At 65.6% G+C, this 23,060-nt stretch carries 21 protein-coding genes and 2 pseudogenes; 9 read left to right on the forward strand and 14 right to left on the reverse strand.

The genetic code is table 11. The features are described 5' to 3' along the window. A complete protein-coding gene (locus ACQR1I_RS17365) occupies positions 1–471 on the forward strand; it encodes a PEGA domain-containing protein (protein ID WP_434866737.1) in 471 nt (156 codons plus the stop codon). Between the two features lie 7 nt (positions 472–478). Here ACQR1I_RS17365 and ACQR1I_RS17370 read toward each other — a convergent pair whose 3' ends face one another. After that, the gene (locus ACQR1I_RS17370) at positions 479–1,489 is read right to left on the reverse strand and encodes a carbon-nitrogen hydrolase family protein (RefSeq protein ID WP_434866736.1); all 1,011 of its coding nucleotides are present in this window, start codon (positions 1,487–1,489) and stop codon (positions 479–481) included. Positions 1,490–1,677: 188 nt separating this feature from the next. Here ACQR1I_RS17370 and ACQR1I_RS17375 point away from each other — a divergent pair, with 188 nt between their 5' ends. The 5 genes from ACQR1I_RS17375 to ACQR1I_RS17395 all read left to right on the forward strand — a co-directional run bounded on the left by ACQR1I_RS17375 (position 1,678) and on the right by ACQR1I_RS17395 (position 5,520). Further along, positions 1,678–2,634, forward strand: coding sequence for a helix-turn-helix domain-containing protein (locus tag ACQR1I_RS17375; RefSeq protein ID WP_434866735.1), 957 nt, complete (start codon positions 1,678–1,680; stop codon positions 2,632–2,634). Between the two features lie 53 nt (positions 2,635–2,687). Further along, the gene (locus ACQR1I_RS17380; protein ID WP_434866734.1) at positions 2,688–2,849 is read left to right on the forward strand and encodes a hypothetical protein; all 162 of its coding nucleotides are present in this window, start codon (positions 2,688–2,690) and stop codon (positions 2,847–2,849) included. 33 nt (positions 2,850–2,882) lie between these two features. Further along, entirely contained in the window at positions 2,883–3,221 is a 339-nt protein-coding gene (locus tag ACQR1I_RS17385; RefSeq protein WP_434866733.1) for a c-type cytochrome, read from the forward strand. Between the two features lie 99 nt (positions 3,222–3,320). Then, positions 3,321–4,745: an MFS transporter gene (locus ACQR1I_RS17390; protein WP_434866732.1), complete on the forward strand. Its 1,425-nt coding sequence runs from the start codon at positions 3,321–3,323 to the stop codon at positions 4,743–4,745. 10 nt (positions 4,746–4,755) lie between these two features. Continuing rightward, the gene (locus ACQR1I_RS17395) at positions 4,756–5,520 is read left to right on the forward strand and encodes a sulfite exporter TauE/SafE family protein (RefSeq protein ID WP_434866731.1); all 765 of its coding nucleotides are present in this window, start codon (positions 4,756–4,758) and stop codon (positions 5,518–5,520) included. Between the two features lie 72 nt (positions 5,521–5,592). Here ACQR1I_RS17395 and clpA read toward each other — a convergent pair whose 3' ends face one another. Both clpA and clpS read right to left on the reverse strand, forming a co-directional pair. Next, positions 5,593–7,986, reverse strand: coding sequence for an ATP-dependent Clp protease ATP-binding subunit ClpA (gene clpA / locus ACQR1I_RS17400; RefSeq protein ID WP_434866730.1), 2,394 nt, complete (start codon positions 7,984–7,986; stop codon positions 5,593–5,595). A 398-nt stretch (positions 7,987–8,384) separates the two neighbouring features. Then, on the reverse strand, positions 8,385–8,717 hold the full coding sequence (gene clpS, locus ACQR1I_RS17405; RefSeq protein ID WP_434866729.1) for an ATP-dependent Clp protease adapter ClpS: 333 nt from the start codon (positions 8,715–8,717) through the stop codon (positions 8,385–8,387). A gap of 527 nt (positions 8,718–9,244) precedes the next feature. Here clpS and ACQR1I_RS17410 point away from each other — a divergent pair. Further along, entirely contained in the window at positions 9,245–11,020 is a 1,776-nt protein-coding gene (locus ACQR1I_RS17410) for a pilus assembly protein TadG-related protein (protein WP_434866728.1), read from the forward strand. A gap of 89 nt (positions 11,021–11,109) precedes the next feature. On the opposite strand, the gene ACQR1I_RS17415 is transcribed toward ACQR1I_RS17410, so the two are convergent. Beyond that, positions 11,110–11,451 carry a phasin family protein gene (locus ACQR1I_RS17415; RefSeq protein ID WP_434866727.1) on the reverse strand — a complete coding sequence of 114 codons (342 nt, stop codon included), beginning with the start codon at positions 11,449–11,451 and terminating at the stop codon, positions 11,110–11,112. Between the two features lie 410 nt (positions 11,452–11,861). Between ACQR1I_RS17415 and ACQR1I_RS17420 the strand changes: the two genes are divergently transcribed. Then, positions 11,862–13,640, forward strand: a complete 1,779-nt coding sequence (locus ACQR1I_RS17420; protein ID WP_434866726.1) for a serine hydrolase — start codon at positions 11,862–11,864, stop codon at positions 13,638–13,640. Positions 13,641–13,871: 231 nt separating this feature from the next. Here the strand turns inward: ACQR1I_RS17420 and ACQR1I_RS17425 are convergent, their stop codons facing one another. The 4 genes from ACQR1I_RS17425 to ACQR1I_RS17440 form a co-directional block, all read right to left on the reverse strand. Further along, a complete protein-coding gene (locus ACQR1I_RS17425; RefSeq protein WP_434867414.1) occupies positions 13,872–14,588 on the reverse strand; it encodes a DnaJ domain-containing protein in 717 nt (238 codons plus the stop codon). An 88-nt stretch (positions 14,589–14,676) separates the two neighbouring features. Then, positions 14,677–15,435, reverse strand: a complete 759-nt coding sequence (locus ACQR1I_RS17430; protein ID WP_434866725.1) for a VWA domain-containing protein — start codon at positions 15,433–15,435, stop codon at positions 14,677–14,679. A 165-nt stretch (positions 15,436–15,600) separates the two neighbouring features. Further along, on the reverse strand, positions 15,601–16,488 hold the full coding sequence (locus ACQR1I_RS17435; RefSeq protein ID WP_434866724.1) for an alpha/beta fold hydrolase: 888 nt from the start codon (positions 16,486–16,488) through the stop codon (positions 15,601–15,603). Positions 16,489–17,043: 555 nt separating this feature from the next. Further along, positions 17,044–17,967, reverse strand: coding sequence for a division plane positioning ATPase MipZ (locus tag ACQR1I_RS17440; protein WP_434866723.1), 924 nt, complete (start codon positions 17,965–17,967; stop codon positions 17,044–17,046). A 236-nt stretch (positions 17,968–18,203) separates the two neighbouring features. Here ACQR1I_RS17440 and ACQR1I_RS17445 point away from each other — a divergent pair. Continuing rightward, a pseudogene (locus ACQR1I_RS17445) lies at positions 18,204–18,658 on the forward strand (pantoate--beta-alanine ligase); the annotation flags it as partial. A gap of 51 nt (positions 18,659–18,709) precedes the next feature. Here the strand turns inward: ACQR1I_RS17445 and ACQR1I_RS17450 are convergent. The 6 genes and pseudogenes from ACQR1I_RS17450 to ACQR1I_RS17475 form a co-directional block, all read right to left on the reverse strand. Continuing rightward, positions 18,710–19,150, reverse strand: a complete 441-nt coding sequence (locus ACQR1I_RS17450) for a DUF1489 family protein (RefSeq protein WP_434866722.1) — start codon at positions 19,148–19,150, stop codon at positions 18,710–18,712. A gap of 20 nt (positions 19,151–19,170) precedes the next feature. After that, the gene (locus ACQR1I_RS17455) at positions 19,171–20,151 is read right to left on the reverse strand and encodes a hypothetical protein (RefSeq protein ID WP_434866721.1); all 981 of its coding nucleotides are present in this window, start codon (positions 20,149–20,151) and stop codon (positions 19,171–19,173) included. Positions 20,152–20,483: 332 nt separating this feature from the next. Continuing rightward, positions 20,484–20,675 carry a hypothetical protein gene (locus ACQR1I_RS17460; protein WP_006609003.1) on the reverse strand — a complete coding sequence of 64 codons (192 nt, stop codon included), beginning with the start codon at positions 20,673–20,675 and terminating at the stop codon, positions 20,484–20,486. A gap of 196 nt (positions 20,676–20,871) precedes the next feature. Further along, positions 20,872–21,282 (reverse strand): annotated as a pseudogene (locus ACQR1I_RS17465) (YidB family protein); the annotation flags it as partial. A 51-nt stretch (positions 21,283–21,333) separates the two neighbouring features. Beyond that, a complete protein-coding gene (locus ACQR1I_RS17470) occupies positions 21,334–21,993 on the reverse strand; it encodes a glutathione S-transferase family protein (RefSeq protein ID WP_434866720.1) in 660 nt (219 codons plus the stop codon). A gap of 143 nt (positions 21,994–22,136) precedes the next feature. Next, a complete protein-coding gene (locus ACQR1I_RS17475) occupies positions 22,137–23,003 on the reverse strand; it encodes a hypothetical protein (protein ID WP_434866719.1) in 867 nt (288 codons plus the stop codon). Positions 23,004–23,060 lie beyond the last annotated feature (57 nt).

A 23,060-nucleotide genomic window follows, 5' to 3' on the forward strand; every position in this document is an offset into this window, starting at 1 on the left:
ATGAGAGTTGTCGTGCTGGTGGCGCTTTGTGCCACCCTGGGTGGTTGCGCGTCGGTGACCCGAGGTACAACCGAGACGATCAGTGTGGCATCCACTCCCTCCGGCGCGGAAGCGACGATCGCCGGCCTGGAGGCGCCGATGAGCTGCACCACGCCTTGCTCATTCGTGGCCAAGCGCAACGCCGACATCTCCGTGACCATCGAAAAGCCGGGCTATGAGACCCAGATCATCCCGCTTCAGAAGGATATTCCCACGGCAGGCGCAGCCGGCTTTGCCGGCAACCTGCTGCTCGGCGGCGTCATCGGCATGGGTGTCGACGCAGCAACCGGCGCGGCGACCGACCACAAGCCGAACCCGGTGATCGTCACCCTGCAGCCGCGCATGGCAGCGCCCCCCGTCGCGCGCCAGCAGCGGCCACCTCGGCGTGGTGCGCCAGCGGCGGCCCCGGCGCAGCCGGAGGCCGGGACCTAGCGGCCGGTCACCCGGTCGCCGCGTCCCCGGGCGCTACGGTATCGACCGGCAGCGCAAACGGCTCGACACGGTTGAACGGCTTCTTGTTGAGCAGCAGCCGCGTCACATCGGGACGCGAATAGTGCCCGGCCGGATCGGCGGCGTTCTTGGCGATGCCGATCATGCCGAGGTCGATCTCGGCGATCAGCAGCCCTTCCTGATCCGGCGGCAGCTTCTCGACCAGCGACGAGCCGTCGGGACCGAAGATCGCGGCATGACCGCCCCCGACATGCAGCAGCGCGTGCTTGTCCGGCCGGTCGCACAGCTCGTCGATCATTGTCTGCGAGACGGTGGCGCATGGCGCCAGCACGAAGCACGAGCCCTCGACCGCGTAGACCCGCGACGCCGCGTTGTTGACCTCGGCGCCGAGCGCGGGCGCAAACGGGTCGTACAGCGAGAAGCTCGGCCAGGATGCGACGTGCACCTGCTCGTTCTGGGCATACATCGCGTATTTCGACAGCGGCTGCAGATGCTCCCAGCAGCACAGCGCGCCGATCCGGCCGATGTCCGCGCGGTCATGCACGGCGAGATCGCTGCCGTCACCCTCGCCGTAAACCGTGCGCTCCGCATGGGTCGGGCGCAGCTTGCGGCGCTTCGCGATGGTCTCGCCGTCGGGGCCGATCAGCCATTGGGCGATGTACAGGCTGCCGCCGTCACGCTCCGACAGGCCGAGCACGGCCGTCAGCTTCGCCTTGTGCACCGCAGCGCGTAGCGCCTCCGCCTGAGGACTGTCATAGGCCAGCGAGTTGTCGAAATAGCGCTGCACGAAGCCGCGGCCGATGCACCAGGCTGGTGAATCCATCCAGATGTGCCAGGGATAGCCCGGGATGAACACCTCCGGGAATGCGATCAGCTTGGCGCCCTTGTCGGCCGCCTCCTCGATCAGGGCGATCGTCTTCTTGATCGAGGCGTCGAGGTCGAGCCAGGCCGGCGCCGCCTGCACCACGGCCACCTTGTATTTCGGATGTGCCAGTCCCATCGCTCGTCTCCCCTGTTCCGGATAGCGGCTGCGCCGCCGTTCACTCGGGGAGTATTGACCTGCGTCGTCATTCGCGCTCGTCTTGCAGGGAACGAAAACTCGACTGCGCTTGGCCCAGAGCGACCAGCGGCGCGAAATTTGCTCCATTCCGACGGTTCGTTGTCACAGGTGCAAGGGGAGACCGAGCGATGCCGGTCCTGTTCACCACGGAGGGAAGCCCGGGCCACCGCCGGCTGGCGCTGTGGCAGGACATCGTCTGCGACGTCTATGTCGGGCTCGATTGCGCTTCCGATCTAGGCAGCGCCTTTCGCGGCTCGGTGACCCACAGCAAGCTGGGACGCGCCGTCTGCTCCGAGGTCGCATCCGACCGGCAGCGCGTGCACCGCACGTCGCAGCGCATCGCGCGGGCGGACGCCGACTACGTTCTGGTCGCGCTCGGACGGGAGGGGATCGGCGGCGTGACCCAGGACGGCCGCGACACCGTGATCCGGCCGGGCGAATTCGCCATCTATGACACGACGCGACCTTATGAGCTGCAATTCGACGCCGCCTTCCGGCAGACCGTGTTCAAGCTGCCGCGCGAGATGTTGCAGCGCAGGATCGGCGCGACGGAAGCCCTGACGGCAATCACTTTCGGCCCTGAAAACCCGCTGCAACCGCTCTCCTACGACTTCATCATCAGGCTCTGCGAGCGCGCCGACCAGATCGGTGCCGAGCATGGCGAACGCCTGTCGGACCAGGCCGCCGATCTCCTGGCCATGACTTTGGCCGAGCGGCTCCGCACTCAGCCTCTGCCCGCCTCCAGCCATCGCGCAGCGCTGCTCTACCGCATCAAGGGCCATGTTCGCACACGGCTGTCCGATCCCGACCTCTCTCTGCCGCAGGTCGCGCGCGAGCTCGGCCTGTCGGCGCGCTATATCAACGACCTGTTTTCTGACGAGGAGCTGTCGTTCCAGCGCTTCGTGCTGGCCGAGCGGCTGAAGCTGAGCCGGCGCGACCTCGCCTCGCCGGCGCTGGCGCACCGGCAGATCAGCGACATTGCGTTCAGCTGGGGCTTCAACGATCTCTCGCATTTCGGCCGCGTGTTCCGCGAGCAGTTCGGCCTGTCGCCGCGCGAGTGGCGGCGCAGCCGTGCTTCGGGCTAAGCTCCAGATGAGGCCTGCTCCGTCGCGGGCGGCCCGTTGCCGGGACCGGTCGAATGCGCCGCTTCGCCATGAAGGCCCTGTTTTCGCTGCTGACCCTGCAGCGCGACGATGAAACCGAGCTGCGCTGGGACCGCATCGTCATGATCGGCTCGACGCTGGTGACGCTTGGGCTCATCGCGCTGTACGCCTATGGCAAGGTCGAAGGCCGCTGGTAGGCCGATGCGCCCCGGATGTGAAACGAGCTCCCGATGATACGTCGCCTTGGATCAACCGGCCTACTGCTGCTCACGATCACCACGACCAGCCATGCGCTGGATAGCGAGCAGAAGCGTGGAAAAGCGCTCTTGCAAAGCCTTTGCAGCCGATGCCATGCCGTAGGTCCCACCGGCGCCAGCCCGCATCCGGACGCGCCACCGTTCAGGACCTTCGGTGACAGCAAGCTCTACGACGAGGATTTTGCGTTGCGGCTTCAGACCGGCCTCACGACGATCCACAAGGACATGCCGAGCTTCCAGTTCGATCGGCGCGAGGCAGAGGCCGTCGTCAATTACCTCAAGGCCATCCAGGTTCGCCGCAAACAGCGGTGACGCGTCGGCGCGCCCGCCGGGGTTGGAACAGGGTTTGTGCGCTGCGGTTTCCCGTGCCCGTTCTCTTTCCGCCGCCCGGCCGCGGCCGGAGCCCGCACCATGACGCCACCGAGCAAGGTCCTGCACGCCGACGGGCTTCCCCTGCCCCAGCGGACCTGGGCGATCGTGACGATTGCGCTCGGCATCGTGCTCGCCGTGGTCGACGGCGCGATCGCCAACGTGGCGCTGCCCACCATCGCCCGCGATCTCAACGCCAGCCCGGCCTTTTCCATCTGGATCGTCAACGGCTATCAGCTCGCGGTCACGATCTCGCTGCTGCCCTTGGCTTCACTCGGCGAGATCATCGGCTACCGCCGGGTGTATCTCCCCGGCCTCGTGCTGTTCACCGCCGCGTCAGCCTTCTGCGCGCTGGCCGATAGCCTGCCGATGCTGACGCTCGCGCGCATTCTGCAGGGGTTCGGCGCCGCGGGGATCTTGAGCGTGAACTCGGCGCTGGTGCGCTTCACCTATCCGCATGCCTTGCTCGGACGCGGCATCGGTATCAACGCGATGGTGGTCGCGGTCTCAGCTGCGGTCGGTCCGACGATCGCCGCCGGCATTCTCTCCGTCGGCAGCTGGCCCTGGTTGTTCGCGATCAACGTGCCGCTCGGCATCGTCACCTTCGTCTTCGGCTTCCGCTTCCTGCCGCATACGCCGCGCGCGCCGCACATGTTCGACTGGCAGAGCGCGGCCTTGAGCGCGGTGACGTTCGGCTTCCTGATCGCCGCGGTCGACAGCCTCGGCCATGGCGAGGCGCTGGTCACCTGCGCCATCGAGTTCGTCGTCGCGGTCACGGCCGGCGTGTGGCTGGTGTATCGGCAGACCCACATGGCCTCGCCGCTGCTACCGCTCGATCTGCTGCGCATCCCGGTCTTCGCATTGTCGATCGCGACCTCGATCTCGTCGTTCTGCGGCCAGATGCTCGCCTTCGTCGCGATCCCGTTCTATCTCGAAAGCCACTTCGGCTATTCACCGGTCCAGATGGGCCTGCTGATCACCCCGTGGCCGATCGCGGTCGGGCTGACCGCGCCGATTGCCGGACGGCTGGTGGAGCGCGTGCCGGCCGGCCTGCTCGGCGGCATCGGCCTCGTGATCTTCGCCAGTGGTCTGCTCGCGCTCGGCCTGCTGCCACAGCAGCCCTCGTCGTGGGACGTCGTCTGGCGCATGGCGCTGGCCGGCTGTGGCTTCGGCCTGTTCCAGACGCCCAACAACCGCACGATGATCGCCGCGGCCCCGCGCGAGCGCGCCGGCGGCGCCAGCGGCATGCTCGGCACCGCCCGCCTGCTCGGCCAGACCACCGGTGCGGCGCTGGTCGCGATGTTCCTCGCCATCGATCCGGCCGACGGCACCCGGCTGTCGCTGCTGACCGGCGTCGGCTTCGCGCTGGTCGGCGCATTCCTGAGCATGCTCAGGCTCTCGCCGGCCGGTTCGCGCGGCGCCGAGCGCGTGCGGATCCACGAGGGCCAGCGGCTGAAGGGCGAATAGGCCAACGATCATGATCATCGACTGGACGATGCTCGCTCTGCTCGCGCTCGCGGCTTTCGGCTCCGGGATCGTCAATGCGCTTGCCGGCGGCGGCGCGTTCCTGACCTTCCCGACGCTGCTCGCGGCCGGCATCCCCGCGATCGACGCCAATGCCTCCAGCACGGTGGCGCTCTGCCCCGGCCAGTTCGTCAGCGCCTTCGCCTCGCGCGATATTCTCACGGACACCAAGGCGCCGTGGCGCCGCGACCTCGTGCGGCTCTCGATCATCAGCCTGATCGGCGGCACCTTGGGCGCCGTGCTGCTGCTGGTGACGCCGTCGGCGGCGTTCAGCCGGCTCGTGCCCTGGCTGCTGCTGTTTGCCACCGCCGTCTTTGCGTTCGGCATGCGTTTCACGCCGAAAGACGGCAAGCCTTGGCTCGGTCCGCTGACCATCCAGGCGGTGCAGTTCGTGATCGCGATCTATGGCGGCTATTTTGGCGGAGGCATCGGCATCCTAATGCTCGCGGCCCTGGTGTTCTATGGAATGCGCGACATCCGCGCGATGAACGGGCTGAAGATCTGGCTGGCCGCGCTGATGAACATCATGGCCTCGATCATCTTCGCGTTTTCGGACCGCGTGCATTGGCTGGAGACACTGACGATGATGTGCACGGGCATGCTCGGCGGCTTCGTCGGCGCCCGGCTCGGCCGGATCATTCCACCCACCTATGTTCGCCGCTTCATCATCGCGGTCGGCTGTGGCTTGACCGTCTACTTCTTCATCAAGCCGGCCTGAGCAGAAACATCTCGGCCAAAGAAAAAGGCCGGCGTGAGCCGGCCTTTCGCATTCCTTGGCATTGTCGAGGCGCTACGCCTTGACCAGCGGCCCCTTCGAGGCCGGGCCCTTCGAGCCGCCACCGCCGCCGGACTTCGGCTTGCGCTTGCGCGCCGCCGGGACCTCCGACTTCGGCGAGACCGGACCATCGACGAACTCGAATCCGATCTTCTCGTCGACGCCGGACTCGTCCTTGACGAGAACGACGCGGACGTGGCCGCCGCCCTTCAGCTTGCCGAACAGCACCTCGTCGGCCAGCGGCTTCTTGATGTGCTCCTGGATCACGCGGCCCATCGGACGCGCGCCCATCTGCTCGTCATAGCCGTGCTGGATCAGCCACGCCTTGGCCGGCTCCGACAGCTCGATCGTGACGTCGCGATCGGCCAGCTGGGCTTCGAGCTGCAGCACGAACTTCTCGACCACCATGCCGATCACGTCGACCGACAGATGCGCGAACGAGACGATCGCATCGAGACGGTTGCGGAATTCCGGCGCGAACTGCCGGTTGATCGCCTCGTGGTCGTCGCCTTCTCGCTTGTGGCGGTGGAAGCCGAACGCCTGCTTGGCAAGGTCGGCCGCGCCGGCATTCGTGGTCATGATCAGGATCACGTTGCGGAAGTTGACCTGCTTGCCGTTGTGGTCGGTGAGCCGGCCGTGGTCCATGATCTGCAGCAGCACATTGTACAGATCCGGATGCGCCTTCTCGATCTCGTCCAGCAGCACCACGCAATGCGGATGCTGGTCGACGCCATCGGTCAGCAGGCCGCCCTGATCGAAGCCGACATAGCCCGGAGGTGCACCGATCAGGCGGGACACCGTGTGCCGCTCCATGTACTCCGACATATCGAAGCGCAGCAGCTCGACGCCCAGGGTCGACGCCAGCTGCTTGGCGACCTCGGTCTTGCCGACGCCGGTGGGACCTGAGAACAGATAGCAGCCGATCGGCTTCTCCGGCTCGCGCAGGCCGGCGCGCGCCAGCTTGATCGAGGCTGACAGCGAGTCGATCGCCTTGTCCTGGCCGAACACGACGCGCTTCAGGGTCTGCTCGAGATGCTTGAGCACCTCGGCATCGTCCTTCGACACGCTCTTCGGCGGAATCCGCGCCATCGTGGCGATCGTGGTCTCGATCTCCTTGATGCCGATCGTCTTCTTGCGCTTGTTCTCGGCGAGCAGCATCTGCGCCGCGCCGGATTCGTCGATCACGTCGATCGCCTTGTCCGGCAGCTTGCGGTCGTGGATGTAGCGCGACGACAGCTGCACCGCGGCCTCGATGGCCTCGTTGGTGTATTTCAGCCGGTGATAATCCTCGAAGTACGGCTTAAGGCCCTTGAGGATCGCGATCGCATCCTCGACGGAGGGCTCATTAACGTCGATCTTCTGGAACCGGCGCACCAGCGCGCGGTCCTTCTCGAAGTGCTGGCGATATTCCTTGTAGGTCGTCGAGCCCATGCAGCGGATCGAGCCCGAAGCCAGTGCCGGCTTCAGGAGGTTCGAGGCATCCATGGCGCCGCCCGACGTCGCACCCGCACCGATCACGGTGTGGATCTCGTCGATGAACAGGATCGCGTTCGGATGCGCCTCAAGCTCCTTGAGGACCTGCTTCAGCCGCTCCTCGAAGTCGCCACGATAGCGCGTACCGGCCAGCAGCGTTCCCATGTCGAGCGAGAACACGGTGGCCGCCGACAGCACCTCGGGCACCTCGCTGTCGACGATGCGCTTGGCAAGCCCTTCGGCGATCGCGGTCTTGCCGACGCCGGCCTCGCCGACGAACAGCGGATTGTTCTTCTGGCGCCGGCACAGCACCTGGATGGCGCGGTTGATTTCGGAGTTACGGCCGATCACCGGATCGATCTTGCCGTCGCGAGCTTTCTTGTTGAGATTGACGCAATAGGTTTCCAGCGCCTCGCCCTTTTTCTTGGTGTCGTCGTTGCCCTTGGTCTCGGTTTCCTCGTCGACGCCGCGCACGGGGCGTGCTTCGGAGACGCCCGGACGCTTGGCAATGCCATGGCTGATGTAGTTCACGGCGTCGTAGCGCGTCATGTCCTGCTCCTGCAGGAAATACGCGGCGTGGCTTTCGCGCTCTGCGAAGATCGCGATCAGCACGTTGGCGCCGGTGACCTCTTCGCGGCCCGACGACTGAACGTGGATCACGGCGCGCTGGATCACACGCTGGAAACCGGCGGTCGGCTTGGCGTCGTCGCTGCCGTCCGTGACCAGGTTTTCGAACTCGGTTTCGAGATAGTTCACGAGACTGCCGCGCAGCTTGTCGAGGTCGACGCTGCATGCGCGCATCACGGCCGCTGCATCGCTGTCATCGATCAAGGACAAGAGGAGATGTTCCAATGTCGCGTATTGATGATGACGCTCGTTGGCAATCGCCAGCGCACGATGCAGGGATTGTTCAAGGCTTTGAGAAAAAGTCGGCATGCGCGTCCTCTGTGGCCCCCTGCCATCATGATCGCCGCCGCCCGGTCAGGCAACAACAACCTTTGTCAAATATAGTTATAACCGAGTGCGACAAAAGACCGTCCGAACGCCTCGATTACGGGTTCACCGGATCGTCAATGCAAAACCCGTTCCGGACATGACGCCCGCACACGGCGCCGGCGCGCCAGTTCGCGGTAAACCCGCCAGGAATCTCCGCAAAACCCCGGCTCACTCATGGCCGTCAGCGGAGGCACGAGGATGTCGGCTGGGTCGCTCGGTCCGGGCGCGAGGCCACGGACTGCCCAGGCGCTCGCCACGATAATCATTCCAAACGCGGATCGGGATTCAACCGGGCGGAGCCCCCCAGATTGCGGATCGCCCGCCGTGCGCACGCCGCCCTATTTCTTCTCCATCACGCATTGCAGGGGATGCTGGTGCTTGCGGGCGAAATCCATCACCTGCGTCACCTTGGTCTCGGCGATCTCGTAGGTGAAGACGCCGCACTCCCCGATGCCGTGATGGTGCACGTGGAGCATGATCTTGGTCGCAGCCTCGACGTCCTTGTTGAAGAACTTTTCGAGGACGTGAACCACGAACTCCATCGGAGTGTAGTCGTCATTGAGAATCAGAACACGGTAAAGGTTCGGACGCTTGGTCTTCGGCTTGACCTTGGTGATGACGGACGTCACCGGGCCGCTGGTTCCGCCAGACTTGTTGTCGTTATTGCTCATCCTAGGCGCGGATCGGTTCAATCTGGAAGTTGGCTGCGACATCGTACATGCATCAGATATGGCTGCGAGGATCCCAAAAAAGGGTTTCCCGCATCGTCCCCTTCGGGCGTGGTCCCTTGAAGGCGTTACCCCTCCGGGATCGTCCCTTGATGGGCCGCTTACACGGCCCGGTGCTGCTTTCCAGATCGCCTGTCCCAGCCGACCGGGTCCGCCCCGGACCGACACCAGAAAACCGACACCAGGAATATGGGGCAGCGGCCGGCTTGCCGCAAGCAGAGCCCCATCAGCCTACCCGTCTCTGGACCGGCGCTCCGGCGGACCGATTCCCGGCCCCGGCGATGAACAAGGTTACTCAAACCGCTCGCATTTTACAAAGCCGATTCAGCGGACGTTGACAGGGAACCCTCGGCCAGCCCGATGTCAGGCCATCCTGCGGGAATGGCGCGGTTTTTCATCAATTGGATTCACCGACCCTTGACGGTCGGCGCCTCGAAATGGCCGGCGAAAAACCATCAGTGGTGAGCGACATGACCGATGTATCCACCGTCCGATTTTGCCGCCGCGTCCTCCGGCGCTTCGCAGGCGACCAGCGGGGCAATATCGCGACGATCTTTGCCATCGCCCTCGTCCCCATCCTGGCCTTCGTCGGCGCCGGCGTCGATTACAGCCGGGTGAACGCCGCCAGATCGTCGATGCAGGCCGCGCTGGACTCCACCGCACTGATGTTGTCCCGCGACCTGGCACAAGGAACGATTACGGCCGCGGATGTCGGAACCAAGGCAAACAACTATTTCAAGGCACTGTACACCAGCACCGACACCCAGAGCGTCTCGGTGACCGCCACTTACGTCGCGTCAACCACGACGACGCCGTCCAACATCCAGCTATCGGCGGATGGACAGATGGCCACGCAGTTCATGAAGGTCGTGAACTTCCCGACGATGAGCTTCAGCTCCAAGGCGACCACCACCTGGGGCGACGTCAAGATGCGGGTGGCGCTGGCGCTCGACAACACCGGCTCGATGGCCTCCAGCAACAAGATGACGGCCCTGCAGAACGCGGTCGCGGGCAGCGGTGGCCTGATCGACCAGCTCAGCGCGCTCGCCAAGGCGCCGGGCGACGTCTACATCTCCGTCGTTCCGTTCGCCAAGGTCGTCAACGTCGGCGCCAGCAACTATACCCAGAACTGGCTCGACTGGACCGACTGGCAGAATCCGCCCACGGTGCAGCCCAACAACGGCTCCTACGAGGCGGCAATTCCGAACTCGAGCTACACCCAGGCGCAGTGGGACATGGTCGGGCCTGGGTCGTCCTGTCCGTTCAACTCCAGCAACGGATTCCCGTATTTCTCTTGCACGAGCGCGCCGACGACTGGAAGCTCGAGCGCCTCGAAGATCCCATCGAGCGGGACTTATAGCGGCTACATCTGCCCGGGCTACGATTCTGCATCCCACAGCTACTACAATGGGTGTTGGACCAGCACGCAGACCAGCACCCGGGTCAACTGGTGCACCGGCAGCTACTGCAGCTGCCCGACCTCCGGCAGCAACGTTCCGAACAATACGTGCAGTTGCACCGGAAGCGGCTCCAGCACCGTATGCAAGGTCAATACCTTCACGAAAACCTGGGTCGCCAACGCCGCAAGCACCTGGACCGGCTGCGTCGCCGACCGCACACAGCCGAACGACGCCAACGCCGTGTCGCCGGCCACGTCCGACGTGACGACGCTGTTCCCGGCCAATCAGCACATGGAGAACAGCATCCAATACTGCAGCAGCACGGCCACGACCAAGCTCGAGCAGATCGTCCCGCTCAGCTACAATTGGAACTCGTTGAAGACGGCCGTGAATGCGATGCAGCCGACCGGCGGCACCAACCAGGCGATCGGCCTGGCCTGGGCGGTGCAGTCGCTGATCCCGAACGGCGTGCTGGGCGCCCCGGCGGAGGCCACCAACACGACCTACAACCGCGTCATCATCCTGCTGTCGGATGGTCTCAACACCGAGGACCGCTGGCCGGACTATGGCAACGGCTCCACGCAGGCCTCCGGCAATCCGATCGATGCGCGCCAGGCGCTGCTCTGCTCGAACTTGAAGAATACGAAGGACGCCAAGGGCAACGCCATGTACACGATCTACACGATCCAGGTGAACACCAGCTCGCCTGCCGATCCGACCTCGACCGTGCTGCAGAACTGCGCGAGCAGCCCCGACAAGTTCTACATGCTCACCAGTTCCAGCCAGATCGTGACCACCTTCAACTCGATCGGCACCGCGCTGTCGAAGCTCCGCGTCGCCAAATAGCGCGCTCGGTTTTCACCGCAGGTCCCATTGGACAACAAAAAAGCCCGGCATCTGCCGGGCTTCTGCATTCACGAGCGGGCGCTTGACGATTAGTGCGTCGCCGGCGGCGTGAACTTGGAGGCAAGACCTTCAAGCGGCTTGAAAGCCTGCTTGGCGAGATCGGAGTACAGACCCGCGATCTTCTGCGAATCGGCGACGAACGTCTCATAGGCCGACTTGGCGAACTCGGTCTGCGCCTCGAGCACCTTGTCGAGCGACTTCACGCCCTGGAGCTTCTCGACGAACGACTTGGTGTCCTCGAACGACTTCTTGGTGTAGTCGCCGTAAGCGGTGGCGATCGCATGCAGGCCGTTCTGGACCGTGGTCGCGGAGTTCACGACGGTCTCGAAGTGCTCCTTGCCGTAGTTCTGGAAATCTTCAACCTTAAACATGTGGCATTCCTTTCCCTGATTCTTGAGCGCCCTCAGGAAAGCCCCGGCTCCCTGACGCAGTGCAAACATACTGCACCGCACAAAGGAAATCAAGTTTCTTGTGCAACGCACAATTCAGGGCATTTGCCCCAGTCCGGGCCGAATCGCCGAGAATGCAGCAGCACGGAGCAAGGTTTCTTTAATCTTTTGGCAACCCGACCGTCCTAACCTCTCCGGTGGTCCCGGCCAACGTCGGCGGAACCGTAAAGCTGTTCTAAAACAGTGTCTTAACAAAACCTCAGTTCCGGACTTTCGATGGCAGGGCCACATCGGGCCGCTGCAAGCGAGGCCGGCAGGTGAGATCACGGGGACGTTTGGCACAATTTCGCCTTACGGGCCGGTGATCACGTCAGAAATTGGACGGGGATTTCATGCTTCGCAAAAACTTGGCTTCCTCGCGCCTGATGCGGGTTGGCGTCTACGGGCTCCTCACCCTCAGCGTGGCAGCGCTGGTCACTATCGACAGCGCGGAAGCGCGCCGGCGCCATCGCCATCATCACGCACGTCACTCTCCTCACAACGACGAGGGCAGCTACAGCCCCGCCTTCTCGTCGATCGTGGTGGACGGCAACTCGGGCGCGACGCTCACCGCGACCAATCCGGACGCGCTGCGCCATCCTGCGTCGCTCACCAAGATCATGACGCTGTATCTGCTGTTCGAGCGCCTCGATTCCGGCAGGATGAAGCTGGACACAGAGATGCCGGTGTCGGAACACGCCTCCGAGCAGTCACCGACCAAGCTCGGCCTGCGCCCTGGACAGAGCATCCGCGTCGAGGACGCGATCAAGGGCCTGGTGACGCGTTCCGCCAATGACGCCGCAGTGGTCATCGCCGAAGCGATCGGCGGCGACGAGGATGAGTTCGCCAAGCTGATGACGCGCAAGGCGCGTTCGCTCGGCATGAGCCGCACCACCTATGTCAACGCGTCCGGCCTGCCCGCCGACGAGCAGATCACGACCGCGCGTGACCAGTCGATTCTCGGCCGCGCGATCCAGGACCGCTTCCCGCGCTACTATCGTTATTTCTCGACCGTGGTCTTCAACTATCGCGGCCAGTCGATCCGCAACCACAATCACCTGCTCGGCAATGTCGAGGGCATCGACGGCATCAAGACCGGCTACACCCGCGCGTCCGGCTTCAACATCGTCACCTCGCTCCGCCGCGGCAACCGCCATCTGGTCGGCGTCGTTCTCGGCGGCCGCAGCGGCGGCTCGCGCGACGCCATCATGCGCAATTTGCTGGCGGAGAACCTCGAGAAGGGCGCGACCAAGCGCACCGTCGCGGCGATCGGCGAGCGCGGCGGATCCGACAATGGCGATGCGGCCGACCAGAGCTCGATGCAGCTGGCGTCTGCGGCGCCGGAGACGCCCGCCCCGAGCCGTGCCGCCAAGATGATGTCGGCGCTGTCCGAAGCGACCGCCGCGTTGCCGCCGCCGGCACCGAAAGAGGCCAAGGTCGAGCCCGCACCGATGACCTCGGGCGTGATCCAGAACCAGCCGATGTCGATCATTCCCGGCTCGACCGATCCGATGAAGCCGGTCAAGGTGAAGACGGTCCAGGTCAAAGCCGGCCCCGTCAAGCTGGCCACGGCTGCGCCGCAGCCGGTTGCTGCTGCTCCCGTGGTTGCACCTGCTCCCGCCCCCGCTCCGTTCGCTCAGCGCGTCGAGGCGGTGGCGCCCTCGCCTCCGCTGGTCCGTGCCGAAGCGCCGCGCCCCGAGCTGCCGCCGCAGCCGGCGGGACACGGCACTGGCAACGGCATTCTCGGCGTGCTCCCGGCCTCCAGCCTGCCCCCGGCGTCCTCGCAGGCCATGGCCTACGCTCCGCCGCCGGCACAGCCCTCACCACCGACGCAGATCGCTTCTGCCAGCCCGACGCCTGAGTCCATGCCGAAGCCCGCGGCGACCCGCAGCGGCTGGATCATCCAGGTTGGCGCGCTGGACAGCGAGGCCGAGGCGCAGAAGCGCATCGACGCCGCTCGCAGTTCGGCTCAGGGTCTCCTGAGCAAGGCCGATCCGTTCACGGAGACGGTCGCGAAAGGCGACAAGACTCTGATCCGCGCCCGCTTCGCCGGTCTCGACCGCGATCAGGCCGAAGCGGTGTGCAAGAAGCTCAAGCGCGCCGACATCTCCTGCATGACCGTGCACAACTAACTCACCACCTTCACGGCAGATGAGGCCCGCGCGACACACGCGCGGGCCTTTTTGTTTGGCCCGATGCCAGCGCAAGTCGACGGCGCGAGTGCAAACCTCTCGTCAAGGATTTGCCGCTAGAACTTCTTCACCATGAAGAACGATCGCGCCGGATAACGGCGAAGGCCGCAGGCGTCGACGACGCCGCGGTGGAAGCGGGTTTCGGTCTCGTGGCGTTGGTGGCGTTCGGAGTTAGCCGTGATGCGTACGAAGCAGAGTGTCCTTGGCCTCGTTCACCCGGGCGGCGAGATACGTCGACCCCCCTTGGTCGGGATGCAGTTTCTTCATGAGCGCACGGTGGGCACGCCCGATCTCGTCACGCCCCGCGCCCGGCTGCAGGCCAAGGATCTGATAGGCCTCCTCGTCCGTCATTTTGGAGCTCGACGCCGCGCGGCGCTGCCCCCCTGCCGCGTCGCCCTGCGCGTGCTGACGCCATCCGGGAAACCGGCGGTCCAGATAAGTTTCAAGTAGCGCAACGCTCTCGGCGTCGAGGCTCGGGATGACGGCCGCGAGGCGCGGCAGATCGAACTCGTCGAGCGAATGGCCGGCATGAGGGCCGGCCACGAAGCGGCCTTCGACCCGGCCGCTGTCGTGATCCAGCGCCATCTCGATGAACTGCGAACGCACCCGCGAGCCCTGCCCCGCCGAGCGCTGCGAGCCCAGTCCGAACAGGCTGCCGACATTGCCGAACCCGGCCGGCGTCCAGCCCAGCAGCCCCGCCCCGAACACGCCGATGGGAATGGCGACCACCAGCTCGCCGCGCAGGCCGGTAAAGGCCGCCACCGCAAGACAGCCGACGCCCCCCGCAATCTTGAGCGCGCGCGCCAGCGCGGTCGGATTGGCGGAGCGGAACATCTGCAGCAACAGATACAGGGTGATGACGGCGATGACGCCAGCGATCAGTGTCATGTGCCGAATATAGGACGTGCCGGAACAAAAAGCATGCGCGGACGCCCGAGCAAGCGCGCGCACGCTGTTCTGCACGCACCCTCGTCCGTCACCTCATCTGGTCGAGGAGGAGCGCTGCACCGCCTCCGGTTGCGGCGAGCCGGCGCAGCGCATCACGGCCGCCCGCGGCATAGGCGGCCGCGGCCCGCAGCAGTTCACGCAGCTGCGCTGCCGCGCCGGGATCGAACCGGCACCAGGCGCCGCCGGACAGCCGCGCCATTTCGCGGAAGGCCTGCTCGGCGATCGCATCATCGCCCTCCTGAAACAGGAACAAGGGAACCTTGAGGATTCCGAGCTCGCCGGCCCTGGCGCAGAGATCGTCGACATTCTCCTCCATCGCGTCGCCCACGAACACGACGGCGCGAATGCCTTCCGCTGTCGCGTTGCGCCGGGCCAGGCCGAGTACTTTGCCGATCTGCGTCTCGCCGCCGCGACAATCGATCTTGCCCATCAGTCGCGCGAGTTCGGCACTGTCGGAGATCCAGCTCGTCGCACGACACTCGTTGAAGCCGCGGTAGTAGACGAGGCGGATATCGAGGCTACCCAGGGCGGCGGCTTCGCGGAACATCTCTACTTGCAGGGCGCAGGCCAGGTCCCAGGTCGGTTGCCGGCTCAGCGTCGCGTCGAGTGCAAACACCAGCCTGCCTCTGGCGCCCTGCGCCGCTGGCGCCATGGCGCGGGCCTGTGCGACGAAGGCGGCAATCGCGTCGGAACTGGACTGTCCGGCGTCGGGCCGAAGCTCCCCGGACTTGCGGTCGCCTGGCGACGAGACGGAGCCATGAGGGGACTGGGAAGGACGATCAGCCATCTTCGCACACCCTGCTGGTTTGAGCGGGTGGAAACGTCGCTAGTGCCGCGAAGTTCTGCGCGGCAGATCTCACCGATAAAGCGAGAGCGCCCGGAAGCTTCGGCTCCGAGCGCCAGATCACTGCAGCGACAAGCCGTCCATCAGGGCCGGGGTCGATTGTGAACCTTAGTGCGTCAACGGCTTGACGGGCGGAGCGCTCTTGCCGACCGGCGCATAGGGGGCGACAGGCCCCGGATCGAGCAGCGGCGTCTTCGACTTGACCGGCGAGATGGCGCTCGAGGCGTCGCTGTCGGCCAGGAACTTGTCGAGCATGGCCTGGATCGACTCCTTGGCGTCGTCGGGCCCGGTGTCACGCATGTCGTTGTGCTGGAAGTCGGTCTTGACGACGGTGATGCCTTCCTTCTCGCAGATCTCCTCGTCCGGAACGACGCCGGGATCGGCCTTGAACTGCGGATCGTTGGAGCGGAACGACAGGATCTTGAACTTGCCGTCGGTCACGAACGGAACGCGCAGATTGTCCAGCGTCACCACCTTGCGGACTTCGTCCGGATACTGCTTGGCGAAGTACATCGTGATGTCGCCGCCCATCGAATGGCCGACGACGGTGAGATGATCGTAGTCCGCATTCGGCCGGACCTGGCGCATCTGCTCGATTGCGAATTTGATGTTGGCGACGCCACGCTGGATCTGCGGCAGGCGGCCGACATAGAGCTCGCCGACCTTCGTCACCATGGGCGCATCGGTCGGGAGATCATGCTGAATGCTGACCGCGAGGTAGCCGCGCGCAGCAAACACGTTCGCCAGGAACGAGTACTCCGTAAACTTAACCGTGTTGCCGTGGTTGAGCACGGCCACCGGAAGCTTGATCATGCCGGCCTCGGCCTGCATATCCTTGTCGCGCCGTACCGCCAGGTCGACCTCGACCAGGCGATTGCCACGCGACGGATCGTAGAACCGCACGGTCTCGTGCCGGATCGCCCACTTGCTAGCCGTGAAGTAGCCGACGGCCGCCAGGACACTGACAGACAGAAGAACGGTTATTCCACGCTTCATGTTCGTCCCTCGGGGTCTACAACCCAAAGTCGCTCAGTTCTCGCAAGACTCTCGCGGACCGTTCTGTTCAATATACGTAACGGTCCGATGACAGGAAGGCCAAATGTTGTGTCTTCCGCGCCTCTTCGTTGTGCGGCGCACTTAGTTGCTATGCAGCAATTCCGGTTCCCGCGCCTTCCTTCTGACCGCGAACTCTGAACGTCCGGTTCAGATCAGTTCTCAATTTGCCGGTAATTTAGCCAAAACGACGACATGGGCCTTTGACCTGCGACAAAACCCACTGCCGCAGACCGCGCCGTCCAAGACACCGGCAGACATGGTGGTAATCAGGACCGGACCGCCCGCCAAGTCGCGAGATTGTCTCAGCGACGCCTCGCCTCAGTTGCGGAGCTGGACAGCTTGTTCAGGAGACTTCAACAGGCCGTGCCCAGGGGTGCCCACCGGATTACCGCGCTTAACGGCCGATTTCACGACCGCGATCCGCGTCGCGCTTGCGCGTCACCGAGCCCCCCGAACGATAGGGCTGGGCGGACGGGCGCCCTCGAACCAGCCGCCTCAGGCGCTGATGATGTCGTGCAGGTCGAGCGGCTTGTCGACCTGGGCGAACCACTCGGCGCGGTTGGCGGCGCGGCGGCGGCCGCGCTCGTCCAGCGGCAGCTTGAGCTGGCGCAGCAGGCTCGTGACCTCCTCCCGGGCCGTGACGTGGCCGAGATTGGGGCGCGTGCCGAGCGTTGCCTCGTCGATGTCGTCCAGCGCCGTCAGGCCGCGCGGGAAGAACTCCCGGTAGACGACGCGCTCGGCAAAGCCGTCGATAGCGCGGAAGCCGAGCCGGAGCGACAGGTCCTTGAGGCCTTCAGCCACCAACTGCTTGTTGCGCGATCCGAGCATCGACAGCCGATTGCGAACCACGATCCAGTCGGTCATGGCGCCGTCGATCTGCCGGCGCTTGCGCCTGACGTCGCGCACCATCTCGGCATAGTGGCTCTCGCCGGTGACGGCATAGGTCGCCGGATCGACCGTGCCGAGCACGTCGAAATCCAGGAAGCTATCGTTGATCGGCGTCACCAGCGTATCGGCCATCGAATGCGCCAGGCGCATCAGGTAGCTGTCGTTGCCTGGCGTATCGACGACGATGAAATCGAACGCATGTTCGACCGAGCTCACCGCTTCCATGAACTGCTGGAACTCGGTGTTCTCGTTCTCATCGATCTGCAGGGTCTGGCCGAGCTGGATGCAGTAGTGAGTCGGCAGCTCGAGGTGCAGCCCCGTCCGGCGCGCCCAGGCGCTGCGGTTGTTGATGTAGTGGGTGAAGCTCTGCTGGCGGCAGTCCAGATCGATGGTGGCGACTCGCTGGCCGGCCTTGAGAAGCGCAACGGCAATGTGCAGGGCGGTGGTGGACTTTCCCGACCCGCCCTTCTCGTTTCCAAGCACAACCACGTGGGCCGAGCCCGATTGTCCTTGGCTAGTCTGCACCAGCATGTTTTCGACCCCTTGGGATCATCTTCGAGTCACGGTCGTCTGCGGTCAAGTGAAATGCATCGTCATCGTGAATCCCACGGGGGACGCATCCTCCGCTACTACTTGGCGCGCGCGTTTACCAACTCCGCATGTCATGCGGAGCCGTGCTAACAGGCGTATTCAAGTAAGCTGAGCGGCTTGTCGCGTTGTTGTGAAAGGCGGCCGCGCGAGCGTCAAGGCCGAACAGGAAAACAGCGATTTTTCGCTGCGAGATCGAGCAAAAATGTCACGACCCTACGCACGAAACGCCGGCATCGCTCGTGCCGACCATGGGCGCGCTGCATCACGGCCACATCCCGCTCGTTCGCCTGGTGAAGCGCCGCGCCGACAAGACCGTCGACTCGCGTTTGGTAAACCCGACTCAGCTCGCGCCGACAGAGGATTTCGGCTCTTACCGGCGTACCTGGAAGGAAGAGTTGCCAAGCTTGCGGCCGGGCGCGTCGATCTGATCACCCTAACGCGCAGACGATGTTTCCAGACGGAGTCGTGCCTCGGATCGCACCCGAGGGCACGGGCTGCATCGAGGACGCCGCGATCAATGTGAGACGCAGCTTCGTATCGTCGCACCGATGGCGTGCGACCTCGATCTCGCGTGCGTGTGGTGGAGTCCGGTACGGTGCACGAACGCGATGGGCTCGCGAGTCTCAAGCGGGGCCGTGCCACGCGCCATGAGCACGCCCGGCACGGGCAAACCGGCGGCGCGCTACAGCAGCCCGAGATCGCGCAGCTCGCGGCGCAGCGGCTCGGGCATCGCTTCGAGGCCGGCGGCGCCGGCCTTGCCGAGATCGGCGGGAGCGTCCTCCGACGTCAGATAGCGCCAGCCCTGGAACGGCCGCATCGGTCGCGGCGACACCGCGATCACCTTCGGCTGCATGATGATGCGGCACCGGCCGATGCCGTCGCCGTCGCGGAACGGCTCGAGACCGACGATCTTCTCCCGCGCAGCGACCTCGCCGCGGATCACCCAGTACAGCGAGCCGCCGTCGAGAATCTCCTCGACGCGCTTCGGCGTCATGCGCGTGACATGAACATGCTGCTGCGGCAGGCCCTTCTTCTTGGCCGCGAGCATGCGCTCGGCGATCCAGTCCTTGAGGTCTTTGACCGACTCGCAGCCGACGGCCAGCTTGATCAGATGCAGAGGCATGATGACGCTTCGACCGGAACCTATTCGTTGTTGGCGGCCGGCTCAGCCGCCTCGGGTGCCGCCTGCTGCGCGGTTGCGGGGGGCTTCGGCTTCGGCGCGGCGCCTTTCTTGGCCGCCGGCGCCTGGGCGTGGCTGGCAGCAACCGTCGGCGGCGGTGACGGCGCCGGCGCGAGCTGGGTCGGCGGCTTCGGAGCCGCCGGCGCAGCCGAGCGCGTCGACGCTGTCGGCTCGGGATTCATGATGCTGACCGGCGGGGTGTTCGACGAGCTCGGAAACTCGGCATTGGTCGGCTTGCCGGTTGGCGCCGACGGCGCCAGGCCGGCAAAGGTCCCGGCCGGGGCGCCCGCCGCCGCCTGGACGGCCGGCGCATTCCATTGCGAGGCGTAGCGCGTCACCAGCCCCTCATAGGTGCGGCCTTCCATGTTGTTGACGAGCTGCTGGCGGTCGCCGACGGCGCGGAACGCCACGCAATCGGTCGGCGTGCAGCGGTCGCGGGTCAGCAGCACGTAGGCCATCAGCCCGTAGCGATCGCGCTCCACGGCGCGGCGCAGCGCGAGCAGCTCCGCGGTCATCACCTTGTTGGCGGTGGCGATGTCTCCGGCGAGCGAAAGCCGGCTCAGCATGCCCGCGGCGTAGCTCACCGCGGCTGCCGTCATCTCCGGCGTGCCGAACAGGCTGCGTTCGCAATTCGACAGGACCAGGTCGCCGGCCAGATCGTCGATGCAGGCCAGTGCCGGCGGCGAGGCACCGACCGACGCCGTCGTCGCCGGCTCGCCGTTGCCGGGGCGCCCGTCCTGGTTCTGCATCATCGACGCCACCGCGATGCCGACGGCCAGCAGGGTGATCACGGTCAGGGCGCCGTTCGCCACCGACTTCTCGGCTCTGAGCAGGGTGACCAGCACGAACAGCGAGAAGAAGCCCGCAGCCGCCACGGTGAGCCACATCGGGAACGCCGGCGAGCTCAGAAGTTGGTCGAACGAGGTGGGCCAGGTCGAGTTCATGCGCGCTGATTCCTGACGCGGGCGGGCAAAACCACCCCTGACGGCGTCCTGGCACGGGACGCCCGTGAAACGATCATCAAATCCAAACGATCACCCAATCCATTGCGGCCCCGTCCACGACAATAAGACGATTCCAAGCCCCTTGCGGGCTTAGGATGGTGCGGAGCTACCCGCTATCCCCAGGGGGATCGCGCAAGCTTTCGTGTCCGTCCGTCGCGCCTCGGCAGGCTCCACCGACGGAGATCCGTCTCCTCTCGTTCGACTCGCTTCAATCCCTGTCGACCGTCGTCGTCTTCTTGGCCCGGCCGCGTCCGCCGACACGGCCGAGATCGTCAAGACAAGGCCAATTGGCTCTCCCTGGCAACCCGCTCAAAGGCTTCCGTCGAGCTTTTGATCCGATACTGGCAGTCGTCACCTTCGGTCGGAAGTTGCCGGATGATCTCGTAGGTGCCACTGGCCGCCGGGCGCGAGACGTTGCTCGCGGTGAAATAGACGGTCGATCCAATCGGGAACTTGTGTTTCAACGCCCTCTCCTGCTCGGATGCCGGCAAGAGCCCCTGGTCCCGCTGCCCGGGCCGGCGTGTCTTTATAAACTTGCGCCTCTATAGCACGACGCGGCCGGCGCTGGCCAGCGACCTCGCAGCAAAGAACGAGGCAATTTTCCAGCCGTATCAGCAGGATACCGTGACGAATTACGGCGCTGCCGGAGCGCCAGCCCGGTCAGGCGGAAGGCGGCAGCTGGCCATGCGGGCTGGCGTGATCCACCGCGAGCGGCAGCTGCTCGGCCAGGATCTTTGACAACTGGTCCACGGGCACGTTGAAGCGGGCGGCGAGCTGCCTGACCACATCGCTGCCGAGCACCTCCTGCAGCTGCTCGGCGGAAATCGGCAGGTTCTGGCCGTTGCCGAGCCATGATTTGACCTGCGTACCGAAGCCGGCCTGTTCCAGCTTGGCCACGATGGCGCCGAGCCCGCCCTGCCCGCCCTGGCCCAAGACCTCGTTGAGCACGGCCGGGAGCACGGCGGCCTCGAGCTGGCCCAGGGCGCCCTGCAGCGCCGGCGAGTTGCGCAACGTGTCGAACAGTCCCATCGTCATTCGCTCCATGGCTGGCGTGCAGCGCCCAGCGGATCGCGGCGCGGGCGCGGCGTCAAGCGCCGCGCGCCTGCGCTGCCATTCCCGCCATCACACCTTCTCGACCCGTTCGATGATCCAGTCTTCGGCCAGCCCGTCCTTCACCCAGGCCGCGAACGCCGGCATCGCCATCATGGTCGCCATGTAGGTCTTGGTGTCGGCGGCCACCGGAACCGCAAAGGTGTGGAACCGGGTGACGACGGGAGCGAACATGGCATCGGCGGCGCCGAACCGGCCGAACAGGAACGGGCCAGCGCTGCCGTGGCGCGTCCTGCAGTCGCGCCAGATCTCCTCGACCCGGGCGATGTTGGCCTTGGCGTCCGCCGACAGCGCCACCGGCTGCACCGGCCGGTGCAGGTTCATCGGACATTCGTTGCGCAGCGCCTGGAAGCCGGAATGCATCTCGGCGCACACCGATCGCGCATGGGCCCGCGCGGCGGCATCGGCGGGCCACAGCCCCGCATCCGGAAAGCGCTCGGCGAGATACTCGATGATCGCAAGCGAGTCCCACACCGAGACGGCGCCATCAATCAGGATCGGCACCTTGCCGGCGGGCGAATGACTGACAATGCGCGCCTTGTCGGCGGGATCGTCGGTGTAGAGCGGGATCACGACCTCCTCGAAGGCGATGTCGCAGCCGCGCAGAGCCAGCCACGGACGCATCGACCACGACGAGTAGTTCTTGTTGCCGATCACCAGCTTCAGGGTCATGTCGCAATGTCTCCGATCAGGGCGTCGTGCGGATCGCCCGGGGCCGGTCACCACACGCTCCCGGCATGGAGAACGCATACAGGATCACGGGCGAGCGCGTCGACAGGAAGGCATCACGTCGCTCGCGGTCTCGTCCGCGTCGGTCAGCCGCCGAAATCCTGCGGCCGGAACGACATCTCCAGCACGCGCCACTCCGCGTAGCGATCCGCCGGCAGCATCGAATAGGGCTGGCACGCATCGAGCGCTGCGATCACGCTCTGCTTGAGCTGCAGCGCCTTGACCGCCTTCTCGGGATTGGAGGGGCCGCCGAGCATCTCCGGTTCGGCCATCAGCCGGCCCTCGGGCGTCATTTCGACGACGAGCTTCACGAAGATGTCGTCCGATCGCGACAGCGAGGCCGGCAGGCGCGCGCAGGTCCTGAAGCGCTGACGCATCGCCGCTTCCAGATCGACTGCCAGCGCCTTGGTCGCATTGGCGCCGACCTCCGGATTGTTCCCCGCAGGCAACGGGAGCATCGGATCGGGCAACCCGAGGCGGACGCCGTATTTGACCGTGATGTCCGGCTCGGCGGGAACGTAGCCCGGCGCGGCAGCAGCTGCGGGCGCCGGTGCCGCTTTCGCCGCAGCAAGCTTGCTCTCCGCCTTGGCGGCCTTCGCAGACTTGGCCGGCGGCGTGGGCTGCGGCGGCGCCGCCGGTGGCGGCTTCGAGGGCGCCTGGGCCTCGGGTTGCGGGGGCGGCGCCGCGGCAGCGGGCGGAGCCGGCGCTGGCGGCGGGGAGTTCAGTGCGAATTGCGGCAGCGATGGTTCGGGCGTCGGCGACGGTGACGGCGCAACGGCGGGCTCGGGAGTCTTGGGCGGCTCATCGGGATCGACGACATCGACCGCGATCTCGTCAGTCCTGGAAAGCTCGTAGGGACGCACCGTGGTCGAGACCGTGACCCCGCCGAGGATCAGGAGATGGGCCAGCACGGAAGCGGCGATGCCCCACCATATGACCTGCCAACGTTCCATGCTGATTCGCTGCACCCGCGCGCGAGCCCGCCTGCCCGCTCGACGACCCCAGTGTAG

This window comes from Bradyrhizobium sp. HKCCYLS2038 (assembly GCF_051167655.1).
Taxonomy (GTDB): domain Bacteria; phylum Pseudomonadota; class Alphaproteobacteria; order Rhizobiales; family Xanthobacteraceae; genus Bradyrhizobium.

What these genes read in the sequence shown, in the direction of transcription:
- ACQR1I_RS17365 (WP_434866737.1), top strand. Translation starts at nt 1, where the DNA reads ATGAGAGTTGTCGTGCTGGTGGCGCTTTGTGCCACCCTGGGTGGTTGC.
- ACQR1I_RS17370 (WP_434866736.1), bottom strand. Translation starts at nt 1,489, where the DNA reads ATGGGACTGGCACATCCGAAATACAAGGTGGCCGTGGTGCAGGCGGCG.
- ACQR1I_RS17375 (WP_434866735.1), top strand. Translation starts at nt 1,678, where the DNA reads ATGCCGGTCCTGTTCACCACGGAGGGAAGCCCGGGCCACCGCCGGCTG.
- ACQR1I_RS17380 (WP_434866734.1), top strand. Translation starts at nt 2,688, where the DNA reads ATGCGCCGCTTCGCCATGAAGGCCCTGTTTTCGCTGCTGACCCTGCAG.
- ACQR1I_RS17385 (WP_434866733.1), top strand. Translation starts at nt 2,883, where the DNA reads ATGATACGTCGCCTTGGATCAACCGGCCTACTGCTGCTCACGATCACC.
- ACQR1I_RS17390 (WP_434866732.1), top strand. Translation starts at nt 3,321, where the DNA reads ATGACGCCACCGAGCAAGGTCCTGCACGCCGACGGGCTTCCCCTGCCC.
- ACQR1I_RS17395 (WP_434866731.1), top strand. Translation starts at nt 4,756, where the DNA reads ATGATCATCGACTGGACGATGCTCGCTCTGCTCGCGCTCGCGGCTTTC.
- clpA (WP_434866730.1), bottom strand. Translation starts at nt 7,986, where the DNA reads ATGCCGACTTTTTCTCAAAGCCTTGAACAATCCCTGCATCGTGCGCTG.
- clpS (WP_434866729.1), bottom strand. Translation starts at nt 8,717, where the DNA reads ATGAGCAATAACGACAACAAGTCTGGCGGAACCAGCGGCCCGGTGACG.
- ACQR1I_RS17410 (WP_434866728.1), top strand. Translation starts at nt 9,245, where the DNA reads ATGACCGATGTATCCACCGTCCGATTTTGCCGCCGCGTCCTCCGGCGC.
- ACQR1I_RS17415 (WP_434866727.1), bottom strand. Translation starts at nt 11,451, where the DNA reads ATGTTTAAGGTTGAAGATTTCCAGAACTACGGCAAGGAGCACTTCGAG.
- ACQR1I_RS17420 (WP_434866726.1), top strand. Translation starts at nt 11,862, where the DNA reads ATGCTTCGCAAAAACTTGGCTTCCTCGCGCCTGATGCGGGTTGGCGTC.
- ACQR1I_RS17425 (WP_434867414.1), bottom strand. Translation starts at nt 14,588, where the DNA reads ATGACACTGATCGCTGGCGTCATCGCCGTCATCACCCTGTATCTGTTG.
- ACQR1I_RS17430 (WP_434866725.1), bottom strand. Translation starts at nt 15,435, where the DNA reads ATGGCTGATCGTCCTTCCCAGTCCCCTCATGGCTCCGTCTCGTCGCCA.
- ACQR1I_RS17435 (WP_434866724.1), bottom strand. Translation starts at nt 16,488, where the DNA reads ATGAAGCGTGGAATAACCGTTCTTCTGTCTGTCAGTGTCCTGGCGGCC.
- ACQR1I_RS17440 (WP_434866723.1), bottom strand. Translation starts at nt 17,967, where the DNA reads ATGCTGGTGCAGACTAGCCAAGGACAATCGGGCTCGGCCCACGTGGTT.
- ACQR1I_RS17450 (WP_434866722.1), bottom strand. Translation starts at nt 19,150, where the DNA reads ATGCCTCTGCATCTGATCAAGCTGGCCGTCGGCTGCGAGTCGGTCAAA.
- ACQR1I_RS17455 (WP_434866721.1), bottom strand. Translation starts at nt 20,151, where the DNA reads ATGAACTCGACCTGGCCCACCTCGTTCGACCAACTTCTGAGCTCGCCG.
- ACQR1I_RS17470 (WP_434866720.1), bottom strand. Translation starts at nt 21,993, where the DNA reads ATGACCCTGAAGCTGGTGATCGGCAACAAGAACTACTCGTCGTGGTCG.
- ACQR1I_RS17475 (WP_434866719.1), bottom strand. Translation starts at nt 23,003, where the DNA reads ATGGAACGTTGGCAGGTCATATGGTGGGGCATCGCCGCTTCCGTGCTG.